The organism is Eggerthella sinensis, from assembly GCF_003339815.1.
In the GTDB taxonomy this organism is placed as follows: Bacteria; Actinomycetota; Coriobacteriia; order Coriobacteriales; family Eggerthellaceae; genus Eggerthella; species Eggerthella sinensis.
In genome coordinates, this window is sequence record NZ_PPTT01000005.1 from 70,019 (window position 1) to 86,893 (window position 16,875).

Here is a 16,875-nt window from a genome sequence, read left to right on the forward strand (position 1 = left end):
TCGCTGCGCTAGCCCTCCAGCTTCGCGCGCAGCTCGCGCAGCGCGTTGCCGCGGTGGGAGACGGCGTTCTTCTCGTGCGGCAGGGCCTCGGCCAGGGTGCGACCGTCGTCGAACACGTCGGGCAGGAACAGCGGGTCGTAGCCGAAGCCGTGGTCGCCGCGCTCTTCGCGGCCGATGCGGCCCTCGATGGTGCCGTACGCCACCTCTTCGGTGCCGTCCTCGTCGATGAACACGAGCGTGCACACGAAGCGCGCCGTACGCTGCTCGTCGGGAACGTCGGCCAACGCGGCCAGCAGCTTGACGTTGTTGTCGGCATCGGTGGCGTCCTCGCCCGCGTAGCGCGCCGAGTACACGCCGGGCGCGCCGTCGAGCGCGTCCACCGCCAAACCCGAGTCGTCGGCCAGCACGGCCTTGCCGCCGCTCGCCGCGCGGGCCGCCTGCGCCTTGATGCGCGCGTTGCCCTCGAACGAATCGGCGTCCTCGGCCGGGTCGGACTCGAGCCCCAGCTCGCGCAGCGTGTGGAACTCCCAACCGGGGAAGTCGAGCGCCGTGGCGATCTCCTCGGCCTTGTGCGCGTTGTTGCTGGCTATGACGATGGTTTTCATGCTGCATGGCTCCAATCTGATGCCGATAGGATGGTTGATGCGCTCGACGGGGCTACGAGGGGAACGCGACGCGGCCCACGTCGTCGATGCCCGTGCGGAACACGCGCCCACCGAAGCTGCGGAACTCCTCCACGTCCTCCCCCGTCGTGAAAAACTCGTAGGTCGGCTCGTGATCGCCCGCGGCGAGCGCGCCGCGGCGAGCCAGGATGTCGGCCACTTCGCGCGCCGTCTCCTGCCCGGACGAGATGAGCGTGACGTCGCGCCCCACCACGCTTCCGATCAGCGCCTTCAGCAGCGGGAAGTGCGTGCAGCCCAGCACGAGCGTGTCGATGCCGCTGCGCCTCAGGGGCTCGAGGTACTCGCGCGCGATCTCCTCGAACGCGGGGCGCACGTACACCTTCGACACGAGCGACGTGAAGTCCTCGATGGGGCCTTCGGCCATGCGCAGGCCCTGTTCGGCGATTTCCACGAAGCGCGGCGTTGCCGTGGAGAACACGGTGATGCCCTCGTCGAGGTGGCGGATGGCCTTCGTGTAGGCGTCCGATTCCACCGTGGCCTTCGTGGCGATGACGCCCACGCGCTGATTCTCCGTCGCGCGCGCCGCCGCGCGGGAACCCGGCTCAACCACGCCGACGACCGGCACGGGGAACGTCTGCTGCGCATGGGAAAGCCCGGCCGCCGTGGCCGTGTTGCACGCGATGACGACGATCTTCACACCGCGCTCGACCAGCCACGCGCCGATCTGCTGCACGAAGCCGTCCACTTCGTCCAAGCTGCGCGGGCCGTAGGGGCAGCGCAGCGAATCGCCCAGGTAGACGATGGACTCGTGCGGCAGCTCTTTCGCGATCTCGCGCGCCACGGTGAGGCCCCCGAACCCCGAGTCGAACACGCCGATAGGCGCGTTGTCGAAGGGGGAACCATCCGCCACAGCGGGGGTTTCAGCCAATGTCTCGTTGATATCCATACCGCCAGTATAGCGTAGGCTTCGTTGGTTGTTTGCATTCGATACCGGCTGGTCATAGTTTCTGCTAACCTGATTCATGAGAGAAGCGAGCACTCCGAAGAACATCAGACGAGAGGAACGCATCATGAAGGTACTGCTTATCAACGGGAGCCCGAACGAGGAGCGCTGCACGCACACGGCGCTCGCCGAGGTGGCCGGCGCGCTTGAGGCGCAGGGCGTGGAAACCGAGATCGCCTGGATCGGACGCGATCCCATCCGCGGCTGCCTGGGCTGCGGCGGCTGCAGCAAACGCGGCGACCACCGCTGCATCTTCGACGACGATGTGGTGAACGGCCTCATCGAGAAGGCGCTTGACGCCGACGGGCTCATCGTAGGCTCGCCCGTCTTCTACGCCGGCGCGAACGGGGCGCTCCTGTCGGTGCTCGACCGCCTGTTCTTCGCCGCCTCGTCGCAGCTGCGCTTCAAGCCCGCGGCCGCCATCGCTTCGGCGCGTCGCGCGGGCACCATCCTGGCCGTCGACCAGATCAACAAGTACTTCCAGATTTGCTGCATGCCGGTGGTTTCCTCGAACTACTGGCCCGTCGTGCACGGCCAAAGCGTCGAGCAGGTGCGCCAGGATGCCGAGGGCATGCAGATCATGCGCGTGCTGGGCACGAACATGGCCTGGATGCTGCAGGCGACCGCCGCGGTGCCCGCGCCGACGGTGGAGCAGAAGATCATGACGAACTTCATCCGCTAGCCGCAACGGAAGATGCCGACGATGGCCAAGGAACACGACCACAAGACGAACGCCATGCGCGTGCTCGATGCGGTGGGAGCCGTCTATCGGGCGCGGTTCTTCGACTGCCCCGAGGCGCTCTCGGGCGTGGAGGTGGCGCGCATCCTCGACCTCGACCCCGACACCGTGTTCAAGACGCTCGTGACGCAGGGCAAGTCGGGCGAGCACTACGTGTTCATGATCCCCGTGGCCTGCGAGCTCGACCTGAAGAAGGCCGCAGCCGCCGTGGGCGAGAAGGCGGTGGCCATGGTGCGCTCGCGCGAGCTGCTGCCGCTCACGGGCTACGTGCACGGCGGGTGCTCGCCGCTCGCCATGCTCAAGCCCTTCCCCACCGCCATCGACGAGACGTCGGCGCTGCACGAGCGCATCGCGTTCTCGGGCGGGCGCATCGGGTGCCAAATCGAGATGGCGCCCGACGACCTGGCGCGCGTGGTGCCGCTCACGGTAGCCGATCTCACCGTGGTGTGACCTCGGCGCGACACGCAGCGGGCCCGCATGATGCGGGCCCGCGTTCGTTCTCTACCAGTGCACGACCACCGTGTCGCCCGACGACAGCATGCCGTAGAGCGATGCGGCCAGCGACGGGGGCAGGTTCACGCATCCGTGGCTGCCCGCGCCGTCGGCGTACAGCGTGCCGCCGAACGCCGGCTGCCAATCGGCATCGTGGAAGCCGATGTAGTTGCCCACGAACGGCATCCAGTACTGCACCTCGGTCTCGTAGATCTTCTCGTTGCCGTTGTACCCGATGAGCTTCGAGGGACTTGCCATGGCGTTCACCATGTACACGCCCGAGGGGGTGTCGTGCTCGCCGTCGGGCTTGCCCGTGATGATGTCCGACTCCCAGATGACCGCGCCCGACGCGTCGTAGAAGCGCGCGTGCTGCTCGGACAGGTCGACGTCGACGTAGCGGTTGCCCCAGTCCTGCTTGCCGGCGCCGTTGTACGCGTCGCCGGTCTGCGTGCACGGGATGTCGATGGAGTCCGCCGTGCCGTTCGCCACGGCGTCCTTCACGAGCGTGAGCAGGGACCCCTCGTCCACGGCCCAGCCGTACGTGCCGCCGGCCACCGTGAAGGTCTTGCCGTCGGGGCGCGTGTAGGTGCGCTGCGTGCCGATGGTGTTGCAGGCGGCGGCCAGCTCGCCCACCCATGCGGTGAGCGCGTCCTCGTCGAGCGTGACCGTGAGGTCGTCGGCCAGCTTCACCCATTGCGACACGAGGCTCGCGTCCACGGTGCCGGCCGGCGTGCCCGCCATGTTCAGCACGAGGTTGGCCTTGATCATGGTGTTCGCCGAATCGGCCGCCGCGGTGAGCTTCGGATCGGTGGAGAGCACCGTGGGCTTGAGCAGCTGCTCGGAGGTGAGCTTCACCTGCGGGTCGAGGCCGGCCACTGCGTCGTCGGCGGCCTTGATCACCGCATCGGCGTCGAGGGCGGTGCCGACGGCTTCGGGCTGCACGACGAAGGCGGCCTGCGCATCGTCGTAGGAGATGGCGGCGTTCGTGGGCTGCGTGGCGCCCTCGTTGAAGGAGGCCACCGCCGTGCGGATGGCGTCCTCAAGCCCCGTGCCGTTGTAGGTGGCCACGAGCTTCGCCGTCTCGTCATGCGTTTCGCGCAGCTCGAACGGCCAAGCCCACGGGTTCATGTCGGACAGCATGTCGTGCACGACCTTGTTCTCGTCGATGGACAAGCCCGCGTCCGTCGCACTCAGCTTGAGCGTGAAGCCCTGCCCGTCGATGGACAGCGCGTAGTCTTTGATGGAATCCGACAGCACCTTCTCCGCGTCGCCCGCCGACATGAGCGACACGTCGATGTCGCCGATGGTGGAGTTCGGCATGAAGCGGTCGGTGAAGTACAGGGCCACGCCCGCGTAGGCAACGAGCAGCAGCGCGATGATGACGCCGAACGTGATGCCGAGGATCTTGAGGGGCTTGTGCTTGCGCTCGCGGACGGGAGCAGCCTGCCCCATGTCGACGGGACGCATGCCGCCGAGTGGCTGAAATACCTGGTCAGAAGCATAGCGCAGCGGCGGCTCCTGCCCTTTGGGCGGCCGCGTCGGCCGTGCCTGCGCAGGCATGGCCGCCGTCGGTTGCACCGGGGGCACCACGGGAGGCACGGGAGGCACGACGGGGGCGGGCTGGCTCGGTACGGCGTCGCTATGGTGAGCGCCGGCGGCGTGACGGCCGCGCGACGGCTTGTCAGACTTGTTTTCGCTCATAATCACTCTCATGGGTCTGGGTCGTTCGTTCATTGTAGCAAGTCGAGATTAATTCTCCTGTAACAAAACGTCCCACGTTCAAGCTGCGCTGCGATTGTCACAATTTCGACACGGGGCGCGCATGAGAAGCCAACAACCTTGACAAACGCAGGGGTGCGGATAGAATGGATGTTCGCAGAAAACGAGCGACCGCTTCGGCGGGCCGCGCGCCCTGCGCGAACATTGACAAGGTGGGCCTTCGACCCCGGCAACCGCCCCGCAGCGATGCGGAACGGCCTTGCACCTCTTTGGGGGCGACTGGTTTCGACATGGTACGTTTGAAATGAGGAGCAGGTCGTGGTCTCCTCGCCACGTTAAACAGGGGTACCGTCAATTTAATTGGCAAGAACAACACTCAGAGCGCTCCGGCGCTCGCCATGGCTGCTTAATAGCACCAGGCTGTCGACCTTGGAATGTCCCCGATCCTCGGTTCGGCATCAACTCAGGGGAATGCGCTTGAGCACGTAGCCGGTATGGCTCAGGCAAAGATCGAACCGGCTAGGGTGCGTCTCGCTTGTCCGCGGGCCGGCCGCATCCGAACCTCGACCACGGACTAAGCTTGTAGAGCCTCATGGATTATGTAGTATGGACCGGAGTTCGATTCTCCGCGCCTCCACCACCAATGACAGGGCCCCCGCCGGCATCGCCGACGGGGGCCCTTTGCGTGCGCGGGGGAAGAGCGGAGGCTCAAATGCCAATCTCATCGATTGCCCGCCCAATGCGATGAACGCTTTTCATAGCATTTCCCTCTCCATTGTTTTGGATTTTCAGATACGCGAATTAGACATATTCTCAATTGCCCTTATCTTATCGCCTCCTGTTGCAATTATTACTCATTTTCGTTTGGCATCTTTCGGATTCGATTCATCAAACAGCTTTGCACCCGCAAGCATGCCTATCGCAACCAGGGCAAGAGCACTAAGCGGAACCATCCAGATTGGATACTGTGGAAGACCAGAAAACGAATGACCGAACAAAGTGCAAGCAGCCGCAAAGAGCAGAATGGTAACCGCTACTTCGGCATTGTCTTTCCACGTCATTGTGCCAATACGCTTTACTATCTGTTTTCTCAAACGCACAAGAGCAGCCATCTCGTCAGGTTTAGCGTTGATCCTCCACCCGTTGTATATACTAATCTTTGCGTTTAAAGCTTGATTATTGACCATATTAAGAAGAAGGCTTACAAGTATCGTTAGAAGCGAGCCTATTACCGCCCCTAACAGTCCCACATAATCTTGCATTACTGCACTTTCCTTTCAAATAGATTATCTTAATTATCATCTTACCAAAACAAGATCAAGTCACCCGAAAAACTCACAATGAGGCTTGGCGCTTTTGTTGCCACAGCATACCGATAGCTTCACTTATCAATTAGTTTTTCGCGATCAAGATACCCTACCTTCGCCAATCGCACAGGACCTTGCGGGTATCACACACAAGGTCCTTTTCGTGTGCGGACGCGGCGAACGCTACCCCATCATAATTCTTCAGGCTGTTTATGACCTTCGTTTTACTAGCACTTATGCACGTCGATGGGTTGCAACACCAATTTAGACGAATCCCTTTCACATGCATAAACCCACGCCGCAACCCACCCTCTCGACATCCTCCATTCTTAAGGTTTAGTGCATTGCGAGAACCTTCCTTAATTGCACCGAGCTTAGCTTGCTTGTCGAGCCTTATCGTTGTTGGCAAATCCAGTTCGTTACTTCTGTTATGTTCCTCATCATTTCTGATTTTCGCTGATTTCACCCACTCCGATTCCGCGCCTCCACCACCAATGACAGGGCCCCCGCCGGCATCGCCGACGGGGGCCCTTTGCGTGCGCGGGGACGCCCTACTTCTTCAGAATGGACGTGAAGTCGAAGGCGCTCTTGATGTCGTCGAAGGCGCCTTTGAGCTCGGCGGCTACGGCGATGCCGTCCTTGTAGATGGCGTTCATGTCGCTCGTGGCGGCGGCGACGCCCTCCTTCGTGATGCCGAAGTCGAACTCGTTGTCGTCGTCGGAAGCTTCGCCTTCCTCTTCCTCGACGTAGAAGTACTCCACCTCTTCGCCGTCTTCCTCGAGCACGAAGCCGATGACGTCGCCGTCCTCGTCCTCGATGTAGCGCACGATGTCATCGTCGTCGAGCTCGAGCTCCACCAGCTCGTAGCCGTCGTCTTCGGCGCTCGGCTCGATGATGGTCACGTCCTGCACGTCGTCGGCCTGCCCGTCCTCGAGCTCCTCCAACGCGTTCGCCTCGGTGATCTCGGACACGGCGCCGGCGGTGACGTCGCCGTCCTCGTCGAGGGCATCGGCATCGTAGGTGTCGAGGGAGCCCTTCTCGTACAGCTCGTCTTCGGCCGCTTCGCGATCGCCGTCGACGATGTGGAAGCCCTCTTCGGACAGGTCGAGGCCCGTCTGATCCTCGACGAGCGTGGCCAGGCCGCCGTCGCCGACGGGCGAGGTCTCGCCCTCGCCATCGGGGCCCTCCTCGGCGAAAAAGCCCTCGTAGGCCTCTTCGAGGTCGGTTTCCTCGTCCTGCGGATCGAACTCTTCGTCGTCCTGGAACTCCTCGACGTCCTCGAGTTCCGTCTCCTGGTCGATCTGCTCGGCTTCCGTCTCGGCGCCGTCTTCGATGGTATCCAGTTCCTCGTCCAAGCCCATGATGGCCTCCTGTCCTGTGTCTTAGCGGCTGCGTTCCTTGAGCGCGCGCTCCACCTCGCGGCGGGAATCGCGCGCCGCCATGGTCGCCCGCTTGTCGTAGAGCTTCTTGCCGCGCGCGACGGCCAGCTCCACCTTCACGAGCGAATTGTCCTTGAAGTACATCTTCACGGGCACGAGCGCCATGCCCTTCTCTTTCACCTGCTCCTGCAGCATGCGGATCTGCTTCTTGTGCAGCAGCAGCTTGCGCTTGCGGTCGGGATCGGGGTTGGCGATGTTGCCGTTCACGTACGGCGGGATGTGCACGTTGTGCAGCCACACCTCGCCGTCGCGGATGAGCGCGAAGCAGTCGGTGAGCTGGCAATGGTTCTCGCGCAGCGAGCGCACCTCGGTGCCCGTCAGCTCGATGCCCGCCTCGAGCGATTCGAGGATCTCGTACTCGTGGAACGCCTTTTTATTCTTGGCGATAGTCTTTTCTTCGCGTTTCACGGCCGGCCTACTCCACGCCCGTTTCGTCGAACTGCATCTGCGCGGCGGACTCGTCGTCGGCCGCATCAGCGTCGTCCTCGGTGACCGCGTCGCCCATGCCCGGCACGAAGCAGGCGTCCTCGCCCAAATCGCGCGCGAAGCGCACGAGCAGCTTCACCGTGGCATCGAGGTCGTCGAGGCTCACCACTTCGGTGGGCGTGTGCATGTAGCGCAGCGCCACGGACACGAGGCCGGTGGGGATGCCGCCGCGGGTGATCTGGATGGAGCGCGCATCGGTGCCGGTGACGCCGGGCTCGGCCTCGATCTGGTACGGGATGCCCTCGGCCTCGGCCGCCGCCACAAGGCGCTCGAACACGGCCGGGTTGATGTTGGGGCCGCGCGCGATGACGGGGCCTTCGCCGCACACGATCTTGCCGTACTTCGTCTTGTCGATGCCGGGATAGTCGGTGGCGTGCGTCACGTCGAAGGCCACGGCCACATCGGGGTTCACGCCGTAGGTGGACGTGATGGCGCCGCGCGTGCCGATTTCCTCCTGCACGGTGGCGGCCACGATGAAGTCGCCGGGAGCGCGGCCTTCCTCGGCCAACGTCTCGAGCACGCGCGTGGCAATCCACACGCCCGCCTTGTCGTCGAAGGCGCGCGACACGGCCATGTTCTTGCCGAAGCGCTCGAAGCCCACGCCGAAGGTGATGACGTCGCCCACCATGACGAGCTTCTTCACGCGCTTCGCCGGCATGCCGAGGTCGATGACCAGCTTGTCGATGGGCGTGACGCTCTTGCGCTCGTCGGGCTCGATGAGGTGGATGGGCTTGCGGCCCACCACGCCGCGCAGCGGTTCCATGGAGTTGGAGGCGTGCACGTCCACGCGCATGCCGGGCAGGATGGCCGCGTCCACGCCGCCCACCGACGACACGGACAGAAAGCCCTCGTCGGAGATGTAGGTGACCATGAGGCCGATCTCGTCCATGTGGGCGGACAGCATGAGCGAAGGCGCCACGCCCGTGCCGGAAAGGCGGGCGTGCACCGATCCCATGACGTCGGTTTGAATCTCGTCGGCCGTACCGGCCAGGCGCTCGCGCACGAGCTCGGCCACGGCGATCTCGGTGCCGGTGGCGGACGGCGTCTCGAGCAGTTGCTTGAGGAATTTCACCTGCTTGTTCTTCATAGCGCTCCCTGTTCTGGGTGAGGCCGCGCGCGGGGCGTGCGGCGCGTTAGTGGTATGGGAGCATTATAGCGGTTTGCATCGACAAGCGACGCGCTCATCGCAGATGACGTTAGGCTGTCACCGGAGCACCACGAAGCGTGCGGACGCATGCGCGGGTCGACGCGGTGCGAGCCTACCAGTATTCCTTGGTTTTCGCGCGCTTGCGCTGCTTCTTCGGCGGACGAAAGTCCAGCTCGAGCTGACCGTCCTGCGAGGCCTCCGACGCTTTCTTCCGCTCGACGCTGTCGATGTTCCACGGCACGGCGTCCTTGCCGAACAGCTCGAGCATCTTGAGGCGCGCGTCGCGCAGGTTCATCTTCGTGCCCGCGCGGGCTTCGCTCTCGAACTCGAAGAGCCCCACGCCCTGCGTGTCGGAAGCGGCGGGTGAACGGTAATGGGCGATGTAGGTCTGCATATCCTTCCTTCGGAGGTCGTGGTTGAGTGCGTCTCTCGCATGATACCGCAAGCAAGCCGGACATGCCTCCAGAAAAGGGCGCGTTCACGACGGCCTGACAGCCGCGAAACAAGGGTGCAACCGCTTCGGGCGTATCCGGCGCGCTTCCCTACAATGGCAGGAAAGACAGCAAAGGTGGACCCATGCGCACACGCGAAACAACCCTCGCGACCCCCCGTCGCGACATCCTCGATATCATGCCTCCGACCAGGATCGACGCTCCCCTTGCGCCCTCCGCGGCCGCCGGGCGGCCCCGCGTGGAAGCCCGGGAAGCCTCCGCGCAGGACGCGGGGAGGCTCATCATCGTGTCGAACCGCCTGCCGTACCGCTTCGAGGACGACGGCGCGGGCGGCTTCGCGTTCGCGCGCAGCGTGGGCGGCCTGGCAACCGGCCTCGGCCCGCTCCACGAGCAGGACGGCAACCTGTGGATCGGGTGGGCGGACGCCGACGCCTGCATGGACGAGGAGGAGCGCGCGCACCTGTCCGCCGCACTCGGCGAGCGCGCCTGCCGCCCGGTGTTCCTCGACGAGGACGACGCCGAAGCGTACTACGAGGGGTTCTCGAACTCCGCCATCTGGCCGCTGTTCCACGGATTTCCCCAGTTCACCCGCTTCGACGAAGAGGAATGGGAGGCCTATCGCCGCGTGAACGAGCGCTTCTGCGAAGCGGTGCTGGCCGAGGCGCGGCCCGGCGACACGCTGTGGATTCAGGACTACCACCTCATGCTGCTGCCGTCGATGCTGCGGGCGAAGCTGCCGGACGTGGCCATCGGCTTCTTCCTGCACATCCCCTTCCCCGACTACGAGACGTTCCGCACGCTGCCGTGGCGCGACGAGATCATCCGCGGCGTGCTGGGGGCCGACCTCATCGGCTTTCACGCCTACGACTACGTGCGCCACTTCCTGTCGAGCTGCCGCCGCGTGGCGGGCATCGAGAACACGAGCGGCACCCTGTCCGTCGACGGGCGCATCGTGCAGGTGGACGCGTTTCCGCTCGGCATCGACTACGCGCGCTACCGCGACGCGGCGCGCAAGCCCTCGGTGCGCGCGTCCGTGGAATCGCTTGCCGCCGAAAAGGGCCACGACGGCTGCAAGGTGATGCTCTCGGTGGAGCGGCTCGACTACTCGAAGGGCATTCCCGAGCGGCTCGACGCCTTCGACGCCTTCCTCGACCGTCATCCCGAGTGGGCCGGGCGCGTGGTGCTCATGCTGGTCACCGTGCCCTCCCGCGAGAACGTGGCGTCGTACCGCGCGCTCAAGAAGCGCATCGACGAGCTGGTGGGCCTCATCAACGGCAAGCACTCCACCATGGACTGGACGCCGGTGGACTACTACTACCGCGCGCTGCCGTTCGATCAGTTGGTCAGCCTGTACGCCGCGAGCGACGTCATGCTGGTCACGCCGCTGCGCGACGGCATGAACCTCGTGTGCAAGGAGTACCTGGCCTGCCACGACGGCGACGGCGGCGTGCTCGTGCTGTCCGAGATGGCGGGCGCGTCCTACGAGCTGCACGAGGCGCTGTGCGTGAACCCCTTCGACCGCGCGGGCATCGTCGAGGCCATGCAGCAGGCGCTCACCATGCCGCCCGACGAGCAGCGGCGCCGCAACGCGCCCATGCAGCAACGCCTGGCACGCTACACGTCGAAGAAGTGGGCGCGCGAATTCCTTGCCGCCGTGGACGACGTCAAGCGCCGGCAGGCGGGCATGAGCGCGCATTTGCTGGGTCCGACGTCGGCGGGCCGGCTGCTCGACGCGTTTCACGCCGCGGGACGGCGGGCGCTGCTGCTCGACTACGACGGCACGCTCATGCCGTTCTCCGACGACCCCGCGCGCGTCGCGCCCGACGAGCGGCTGCTGAAGGTGCTCGCCCGGCTGGGCGGGCACGAGGGCAACGACGTGGTGGTGGTGTCGGGCCGCGACCATGCCACGCTCGAAGCGTGGCTGGGCGCGCTGCCGGTGGACCTCGTGGCCGAGCACGGCGTGTGGTTCGCGGAGCGGGCGGGCAGAACGGGCCGCACGTGGACGATGCAGGAGCCGCTCGACAACAGCTGGAAGGAGGCCGTGCGGCCCGTGCTGGCCGACTTCGTTGACCGCACGCCCGGATCGCTGCTGGAAGAGAAGGACTACTCGCTCGTGTGGCACTACCGCACATGCAGCCAGGAACTGGCCGAACGCCGCGTCATCGAGATCAAGAACGCGCTGGGCGACGGGCTGGCCGACCGCGGCATCGCGCTCATGGACGGCAACAAGGTGGTCGAGGTGAAGCCGCGCGGCGTGGACAAGGGGCACGCGGCCCATCGCTGGTTCCGCGACCCCGCGTACGGCTTTCTGCTGGCCGCGGGCGACGACCGCACCGACGAGGACGTGTTCGAGGCCGCGCCCGAGCGCGCCTGGACCATCAAGATAGGCAGCGGCCCCACCCTCGCCCGCTTCGCGCTGAAGAATTGCGGCGAGATGCGCCAGCTGCTGGAAGCGCTCGCAGAGGCCTAGGGCTCGGGCGCGCTAGAACGTGCGCGACGCACCGCAAAAGACCATCGACGTGTCGTTCGGCACTTCAGCGCCGGTAAGGAACGCGAGCATTTGCCGCATGAGCGCGGAGAGCTCGGCCTCGTCGAGGGTGCGGGTCAGCCCGCTGTCGGCGAGGTTCTCGAACGCGGCGGCGTTGCGGTAGCGGATGCCGTCGAGGAAGAACGCCTTGCGGCGGTTGTCGCGGTCGCGCACCACCACGATGGTTTGCGCGGGCAGCTTGGCGTAGGCGGCTTCGTCCAGGCCGAGCGTGCGCGCGTACCACTCCGGCACGTTGCGCACGCCCTCGTCGGCGAAGAATTCGCGTATCTCGCCGCAGCCGGCCAGCGGATACGGCGGCAGGTCGTAGCCGCAATGGCGCGCGTACGCGAAGATGTAGCGGGATGCATCACCCACCTGCGCCCGATCGCCCAGCACGAACGACAGCAGGTCGAACGTCCGATGCGGCGTCCAGCGCGCCTCCTCGAGCTCGAGGAGGCGCGCCACAGCCGCGATGTTTTCATTGGGGCTGGTCATAAGCGCGCTCCTCCCGCCTCGGACAGAAAGCCCTCGACGGCGCGCGGGGTGCGCAGAACCACCGTTTTCCCACCGTGCGTTTCGACGATTCGCCGGTATCGCTCGCGTATGGCCGGCGCCCGCCCGTCGCGCATGATCCACCAGAAGAACTCCCGATCGAACTTCTCGAGGCACCCCGGCGCCATGTCGACGCGCGTGCGCCCGCGATAGACGACGGAGCGCCGCAGGGCGCGCACGAGGCAGCGCCAGCGAGGAAACGCGAGGAACACGATGCGGTCGGCTTCCTCGAAGCGGCGCCCGTCGTCGGCGCGCTGCCAGTTGCCGTCCACCACCCACGCGTCGTGCTCGTCGAGGAACGCCTGCACGAGCGCGCGCATCTCGGCCTTGTCCCGCTGCACCCATCCCGCTTGCCAGCCCACCGCATCGAGGTGCAGCACGGACGCATCGTAAAGCGCGCCCAGACGGCGAGCGAGCGTGGACTTCCCCGCCCCGCTGAACCCGATCACGGCGATCTTCATGCGACAGCCCCGCCTTCGGCGTCTTCCGCGCTCGGGGCCTCATCCTTGTCCGCACGCGCAGGGGCGCTCGGCATGATGGCGCGCAGCACGTGCTCGAACGGTTCGCGGGCTGCACGGCGTACGAGGCGCTCCTTCTGACGGCGCGATAGGCGCTTGAACCGGTACTCGGCGCTCATGGCCTCGTGCTTCGTCGCAAACGTCGCCTGCACGAGCAGGCGCACGGGACGGCGGCTGCGCGTGTACTTCGCGCCCGCGCCGGCGTTGTGCGCGCGCACGCGCTCGTCGACGTCCACGGTGTAGCCCGTGTACCAGGTGCCGTCGGCGCACTCGAGCACGTAGAGGAAGAACGAGGAACTGTCCGAGCCGGGGGCCTGCATGCGGGGCTAGACCCGCACCTTCACGACGATTTTGCGCACGCGAGCGGGGCCGCCGAGCGCGCAGCCCGGCTTGTGCGCGTCCTCGGGCGCGAGCACGGCCGTGTCGCCCGCGCGCAGCACGATGCCGCTCGGGAGCGCGGGGCCGACGTACAGCCCGAAGTCGCTCTGCTCGTCGAACGGCTGCGCCTCCTCGAGGCCCGCAAGCGGCGCGTACTCCATGAGCTCCTCGCCCTCCACGACGTACTGGACGTCGTAGTAGCGGCGATGGGCTTCCATCTGCTTCTCGCTCGCCGGCACCGTCTCGTACTCCTGCACGTTGGCGAACACGTCGTCGCCGTTGATGTCGACGCGCCCGAGCGGCAGCTCGGCCAAATCGGAGCGGTTGAGGAATGCATACGCGGCGCGAAAACGCTCGGATAGGTAGTCGTGCCCTTCTGCGTGCTCCAACGACGTGACCAGCATACGATGTCCTCTCGATCGATCTTCACAACTGGCCGCAAGTATACACCTGCCGCGCGCGGGCACGCTATAATGAGCCGCATCAGCCCCGCGCCGCGTGTCGGCGCCGTCCATCGAAGGAGCAAGGCGATGATCAACACCTTCTGCAAGAAACCTCTCTGGGAGTGCTCGAAGACGCTCTCGGCCGTCGCTCAGGGACTCGCGCCCGCCGACACGGTGATCAAGGGCGCGAAGCTCGTGAACGTGTGCACGGCCGAAATCCAGGACGACATCGACATCGCCATCGCCGAGGGGCGCATCGCCTACCTCGGGCAGGCCGACCACTGCATCGGCGAGGGCACGGCCGTCATCGACGCCGCAGGTCAGTACGTGGCTCCCGGCTTCCTTGACGGGCACATTCACGTGGAGTCGTCCATGATGGGCGTGGGAGAATACGCGCGCGCCGTCGTGCCGCACGGCACCACCGGCATCTACATGGACCCGCACGAGATCTGCAACGTGCTGGGCCTCGACGGCGTGAAGGTGATGGACGAGGACGCGCAGCGCACGCCGCTCAAGACGATGATCACCACCCCGTCATGCGTGCCCGCCGTGCCCGGCTTCGAAGACACCGGCTCGTTCATCGGCCCCGACGACATCGCGGAAACCATGGATTGGCCGAACGTCGTGGGTCTCGGCGAGATGATGAACTTCCCCGGCATCCTGGGCAGCACCGACCACGCGCATGGCGAAGTGGGCGCCACCCTGGCAGCCGGCAAGATCGTGACCGGCCATTACTCCATGCCCGAGACCGACCGCGGCCTCAACGCCTACATCGCCTCCGGCGTGCGCTGCTGCCACGAATCGACGCGCCCCGAGGACGTGCTCGCGAAGATGCGCCTCGGCATGTACGCGCAGCTGCGCTACGGCTCGGCGTGGAAGGACCTGCCCGTGCTGGCCGAGGCCGTTCTGGCGAACGACATCGACACGCGCTTCGCCACGCTCGTCAGCGACGACACGCACCCGCACACGCTCGTGGCCGACGGGCACCTCGACCACATCGTGCGCACGGCCGTCGAGCTGGGCATCGACGCGGTGACGGCCATCCAGATGGTCACCATCAACTGCGCGCAGTGCTTCCAGATGGACCACGACCTGGGTTCCATCACGCCGGGCAAGTGCGCCGACATCGTGTTTTTGGACAACCTGGAAAGCTTGCAGGTCACGCGCGTGCTCATCGACGGCGACGTCGTGGCCGAAAACGGGCGCCCGCTGTTCGACCTGCCGCCGTTCCAGTTCCCGGAATGGGTGACGCACTCCATGCATCTGGGCCGCGAGCTCACGGCGGAGTCGTTCGCCGTGACCGCCCCCGAGGGCGCGGGCGACACTGTGCGCGTGCGCACGATCGAGATCATCCCCGGGAAGGTGGGCACGTTCGAAACGCTGGTGGACCTGCCCGTGGTCGAGGGGCGCCTGGAATCCGACACCGATCTGGACGTGCTCAAGACGTTCGTGTTCGAGCGCCATCACGAGACGGGCACGTTCGGCTACGGCTTCACGAAGGGCTTCGGCATCAAGCGCGGCGCAATGGCCTCGACGGTGGCGCACGACGCGCATAACCTGCTGGTCGTGGGCACGAACGATGAGGACATGGCCCTGGCCGCGAACACGCTCGCCGCGTGCGGCGGCGGCATGGTCGTGGTCGCCGACGGCGAGGTGCTCGGCCTCATGGAGCTCCCCATCGCCGGGCTGATGGACGCGCTGCCCGCCGAGGAGATGAGCGAGAAGGTGCATCGGCTGGAGAAAACGTGGTCGGAAATCGGCTGCACCATGCCGTCGCCGTTCATGACCATGGCGCTCATACCGCTGGCGTGCCTGCCCGAGCTGAGGCTGACGAACCGAGGCCTGGTCGATTGCACGAAGTTCGAGTTCGTGGAGCTGGTGGCGGGATAAACGGAAAAGGATGCGGACAGTCTGGCCGCTCATTGCAAGCGCGAGCGGCCAGATGGAATTGCTAGCCACAATCCATGCTGTTGAATATCTCAAGCATCTGCGATTCAACATCCTGCCAGCTGGCATCAAGGTCGACCGTCCTGACATGCAACGACCCTTCGGACAGTACGACATCCTCGCACAAACGCCTCCCGTTCAGAGGATAGAGCAGGCACCCATGCACCTCATGGAACTTCGTCAATGAAGCGGTACGTGCATTCGACATGTAACTGTAAATCTGATATAGGTTTTCAGTTTTAAACTTGCTCCCATCGCGCAAGGCTTCCCGATAGTACTTCGCATCGATGATAAAAAGTCGAGACGAGCCGACGTCGGATATCGTTTCAATCCAGATGTCGGCTTCCATGCTGGGCATAAAGGGACAGATATCGGTGGAGTCTCGCGTCGCCCAGGCGATAGGTTTGTTCTTCTCGAACACGACGTAACGAGATCCTTTGAGACGCGGCAGCTCTTTGCGATAGAACGCTCGAGCGAACTTTTCAAAGATATGATTCAGCGTAGTTCGCTCCGAATCGCTCATGAGGACACCGTCAGTACCTTCCAAAGGAAGCGTATGGCGATAAAGCAGCGAGCAAAGCGATATGACGAATCGATATCGCGAGGTCGTGCGGTTAAATACGATGCGCGAGAGAACTTGCTCAGTCGGAGCGACAGGATCAATATCCTCGAATGAGGGATATGCCGCCCTAACCAGTCTCCGGGTTTCTGCATGCTCGCTGCACACGCCCATCAACGCATGCGCGACGATACCGTTCAGGTCGTTGTTGGTGGTGTACTCATCGGGCCCACATACCAGTTTTTGATCGAGGCGTGCAACATGAGAGAAGGATTCCTTCATGTTCACAGGTCCTCTTGGAGAAGCGGTGCACGCCTCGAAAGAGACGTACTCGCGGGCAAGACCCAGCTGGGCGACATTCTTCGCCTCACGCGCCACAAGATACGAAAGAAGGTCTTCCACTCCCTCGAATCGCCCCGCCTCACCCGTGAGGCATTCGTCGAGAAGGTAACGGCCACTCCATGCGTAGCAGAGCATATGATAGATATTGCGAACAGGGATTTCCCCGCATCGCAATTCTGTTGAACGAGTCACGATAAGTCCG

At 64.8% G+C, this 16,875-nt stretch carries 17 protein-coding genes and 1 other RNA gene; 5 read left to right on the top strand and 13 right to left on the bottom strand.

The window, feature by feature from the left end:
• Nucleotides 1-8 precede the first annotated feature (8 nt).
• Together rdgB and murI are read right to left on the bottom strand one after the other, a co-directional pair.
• Nucleotides 9-605 (bottom strand): RdgB/HAM1 family non-canonical purine NTP pyrophosphatase, encoded by a 597-nt coding sequence (rdgB, locus tag C1876_RS04020; protein ID WP_114545433.1) that lies wholly within the window; start codon nucleotides 603-605, stop codon nucleotides 9-11.
• 52 nt (nucleotides 606-657) lie between these two features.
• On the bottom strand, nucleotides 658-1,569 hold the full coding sequence (gene murI / locus C1876_RS04025; protein ID WP_114545434.1) for a glutamate racemase: 912 nt from the start codon (nucleotides 1,567-1,569) through the stop codon (nucleotides 658-660).
• Nucleotides 1,570-1,693: 124 nt separating this feature from the next.
• Here murI and C1876_RS04030 point away from each other — a divergent pair, with 124 nt between their 5' ends.
• Together C1876_RS04030 and C1876_RS04035 are read left to right on the top strand one after the other, a co-directional pair.
• The gene (locus tag C1876_RS04030) at nucleotides 1,694-2,308 is read left to right on the top strand and encodes a flavodoxin family protein (protein ID WP_114545435.1); all 615 of its coding nucleotides are present in this window, start codon (nucleotides 1,694-1,696) and stop codon (nucleotides 2,306-2,308) included.
• 21 nt (nucleotides 2,309-2,329) lie between these two features.
• Entirely contained in the window at nucleotides 2,330-2,815 is a 486-nt protein-coding gene (locus C1876_RS04035) for an aminoacyl-tRNA deacylase (protein WP_114545436.1), read from the top strand.
• A 51-nt stretch (nucleotides 2,816-2,866) separates the two neighbouring features.
• Here the strand turns inward: C1876_RS04035 and C1876_RS04040 are convergent, their stop codons facing one another.
• Nucleotides 2,867-4,558 (bottom strand): L,D-transpeptidase family protein, encoded by a 1,692-nt coding sequence (locus tag C1876_RS04040; RefSeq protein WP_244910029.1) that lies wholly within the window; start codon nucleotides 4,556-4,558, stop codon nucleotides 2,867-2,869.
• Between the two features lie 289 nt (nucleotides 4,559-4,847).
• Between C1876_RS04040 and ssrA the strand changes: the two genes are divergently transcribed.
• Nucleotides 4,848-5,216: a transfer-messenger RNA gene (gene ssrA / locus C1876_RS04045) on the top strand.
• A 214-nt stretch (nucleotides 5,217-5,430) separates the two neighbouring features.
• Here ssrA and C1876_RS17475 read toward each other — a convergent pair.
• The 5 genes from C1876_RS17475 to C1876_RS04065 all read right to left on the bottom strand — a co-directional run bounded on the left by C1876_RS17475 (nucleotide 5,431) and on the right by C1876_RS04065 (nucleotide 9,349).
• The gene (locus C1876_RS17475; RefSeq protein ID WP_148044511.1) at nucleotides 5,431-5,838 is read right to left on the bottom strand and encodes a hypothetical protein; all 408 of its coding nucleotides are present in this window, start codon (nucleotides 5,836-5,838) and stop codon (nucleotides 5,431-5,433) included.
• Nucleotides 5,839-6,434: 596 nt separating this feature from the next.
• Entirely contained in the window at nucleotides 6,435-7,244 is an 810-nt protein-coding gene (locus C1876_RS04050) for a hypothetical protein (RefSeq protein ID WP_114545437.1), read from the bottom strand.
• A gap of 21 nt (nucleotides 7,245-7,265) precedes the next feature.
• The gene (smpB, locus tag C1876_RS04055; protein WP_114545438.1) at nucleotides 7,266-7,730 is read right to left on the bottom strand and encodes an SsrA-binding protein SmpB; all 465 of its coding nucleotides are present in this window, start codon (nucleotides 7,728-7,730) and stop codon (nucleotides 7,266-7,268) included.
• A gap of 7 nt (nucleotides 7,731-7,737) precedes the next feature.
• Nucleotides 7,738-8,895: a M42 family metallopeptidase gene (locus C1876_RS04060; RefSeq protein ID WP_114545439.1), complete on the bottom strand. Its 1,158-nt coding sequence runs from the start codon at nucleotides 8,893-8,895 to the stop codon at nucleotides 7,738-7,740.
• 172 nt (nucleotides 8,896-9,067) lie between these two features.
• A complete protein-coding gene (locus C1876_RS04065) occupies nucleotides 9,068-9,349 on the bottom strand; it encodes a hypothetical protein (protein ID WP_114545440.1) in 282 nt (93 codons plus the stop codon).
• Nucleotides 9,350-9,645: 296 nt separating this feature from the next.
• On the opposite strand from C1876_RS04065, the gene C1876_RS04070 reads away from it, so the two are divergent.
• Nucleotides 9,646-11,877, top strand: a complete 2,232-nt coding sequence (locus C1876_RS04070) for a bifunctional alpha,alpha-trehalose-phosphate synthase (UDP-forming)/trehalose-phosphatase (protein WP_244910030.1) — start codon at nucleotides 9,646-9,648, stop codon at nucleotides 11,875-11,877.
• Nucleotides 11,878-11,889: 12 nt separating this feature from the next.
• Here the strand turns inward: C1876_RS04070 and C1876_RS04075 are convergent, their stop codons facing one another.
• The 4 genes from C1876_RS04075 to C1876_RS04090 are packed head-to-tail and all read right to left on the bottom strand — an operon-like array spanning nucleotide 11,890 to nucleotide 13,786.
• Nucleotides 11,890-12,429 (bottom strand): hypothetical protein, encoded by a 540-nt coding sequence (locus C1876_RS04075; RefSeq protein ID WP_114545442.1) that lies wholly within the window; start codon nucleotides 12,427-12,429, stop codon nucleotides 11,890-11,892.
• Nucleotides 12,426-12,947 (bottom strand): P-loop NTPase family protein, encoded by a 522-nt coding sequence (locus C1876_RS04080; RefSeq protein ID WP_114545443.1) that lies wholly within the window; start codon nucleotides 12,945-12,947, stop codon nucleotides 12,426-12,428. The genes C1876_RS04075 and C1876_RS04080 overlap by 4 nt, the downstream gene beginning before the upstream one ends.
• Nucleotides 12,944-13,324, bottom strand: a complete 381-nt coding sequence (locus C1876_RS04085) for a GIY-YIG nuclease family protein (RefSeq protein ID WP_114545444.1) — start codon at nucleotides 13,322-13,324, stop codon at nucleotides 12,944-12,946. Before C1876_RS04085 ends, C1876_RS04080 begins: the two co-directional genes overlap by 4 nt.
• Nucleotides 13,325-13,330: 6 nt before the next feature.
• Entirely contained in the window at nucleotides 13,331-13,786 is a 456-nt protein-coding gene (locus C1876_RS04090; RefSeq protein WP_114545445.1) for a NanQ anomerase/TabA/YiaL family protein, read from the bottom strand.
• 126 nt (nucleotides 13,787-13,912) lie between these two features.
• Here C1876_RS04090 and ade point away from each other — a divergent pair, with 126 nt between their 5' ends.
• The gene (gene ade, locus C1876_RS04095; protein WP_114545446.1) at nucleotides 13,913-15,715 is read left to right on the top strand and encodes an adenine deaminase; all 1,803 of its coding nucleotides are present in this window, start codon (nucleotides 13,913-13,915) and stop codon (nucleotides 15,713-15,715) included.
• Nucleotides 15,716-15,776: 61 nt separating this feature from the next.
• Here the strand turns inward: ade and C1876_RS04100 are convergent, their stop codons facing one another.
• Nucleotides 15,777-16,865 (bottom strand): 5-methylcytosine restriction system specificity protein McrC, encoded by a 1,089-nt coding sequence (locus tag C1876_RS04100; RefSeq protein WP_148044512.1) that lies wholly within the window; start codon nucleotides 16,863-16,865, stop codon nucleotides 15,777-15,779.
• Between the last annotated feature and the right edge of the window lie 10 nt (nucleotides 16,866-16,875).

Bases quoted from the DNA above. Each gene is read 5' to 3' on its own strand.
- ade (WP_114545446.1), top strand. From the start codon at position 13,913: ATGATCAACACCTTCTGCAAGAAACCTCTCTGGGAGTGCTCGAAGACG.
- C1876_RS04075 (WP_114545442.1), bottom strand. From the start codon at position 12,429: ATGACCAGCCCCAATGAAAACATCGCGGCTGTGGCGCGCCTCCTCGAG.
- C1876_RS04090 (WP_114545445.1), bottom strand. From the start codon at position 13,786: ATGCTGGTCACGTCGTTGGAGCACGCAGAAGGGCACGACTACCTATCC.
- C1876_RS04085 (WP_114545444.1), bottom strand. From the start codon at position 13,324: ATGCAGGCCCCCGGCTCGGACAGTTCCTCGTTCTTCCTCTACGTGCTC.
- C1876_RS04050 (WP_114545437.1), bottom strand. From the start codon at position 7,244: ATGGGCTTGGACGAGGAACTGGATACCATCGAAGACGGCGCCGAGACG.
- C1876_RS17475 (WP_148044511.1), bottom strand. From the start codon at position 5,838: ATGCAAGATTATGTGGGACTGTTAGGGGCGGTAATAGGCTCGCTTCTA.
- C1876_RS04035 (WP_114545436.1), top strand. From the start codon at position 2,330: ATGGCCAAGGAACACGACCACAAGACGAACGCCATGCGCGTGCTCGAT.
- C1876_RS04060 (WP_114545439.1), bottom strand. From the start codon at position 8,895: ATGAAGAACAAGCAGGTGAAATTCCTCAAGCAACTGCTCGAGACGCCG.
- murI (WP_114545434.1), bottom strand. From the start codon at position 1,569: ATGGATATCAACGAGACATTGGCTGAAACCCCCGCTGTGGCGGATGGT.
- C1876_RS04030 (WP_114545435.1), top strand. From the start codon at position 1,694: ATGAAGGTACTGCTTATCAACGGGAGCCCGAACGAGGAGCGCTGCACG.
- rdgB (WP_114545433.1), bottom strand. From the start codon at position 605: ATGAAAACCATCGTCATAGCCAGCAACAACGCGCACAAGGCCGAGGAG.
- C1876_RS04080 (WP_114545443.1), bottom strand. From the start codon at position 12,947: ATGAAGATCGCCGTGATCGGGTTCAGCGGGGCGGGGAAGTCCACGCTC.
- C1876_RS04065 (WP_114545440.1), bottom strand. From the start codon at position 9,349: ATGCAGACCTACATCGCCCATTACCGTTCACCCGCCGCTTCCGACACG.
- C1876_RS04040 (WP_244910029.1), bottom strand. From the start codon at position 4,558: ATGAGCGAAAACAAGTCTGACAAGCCGTCGCGCGGCCGTCACGCCGCC.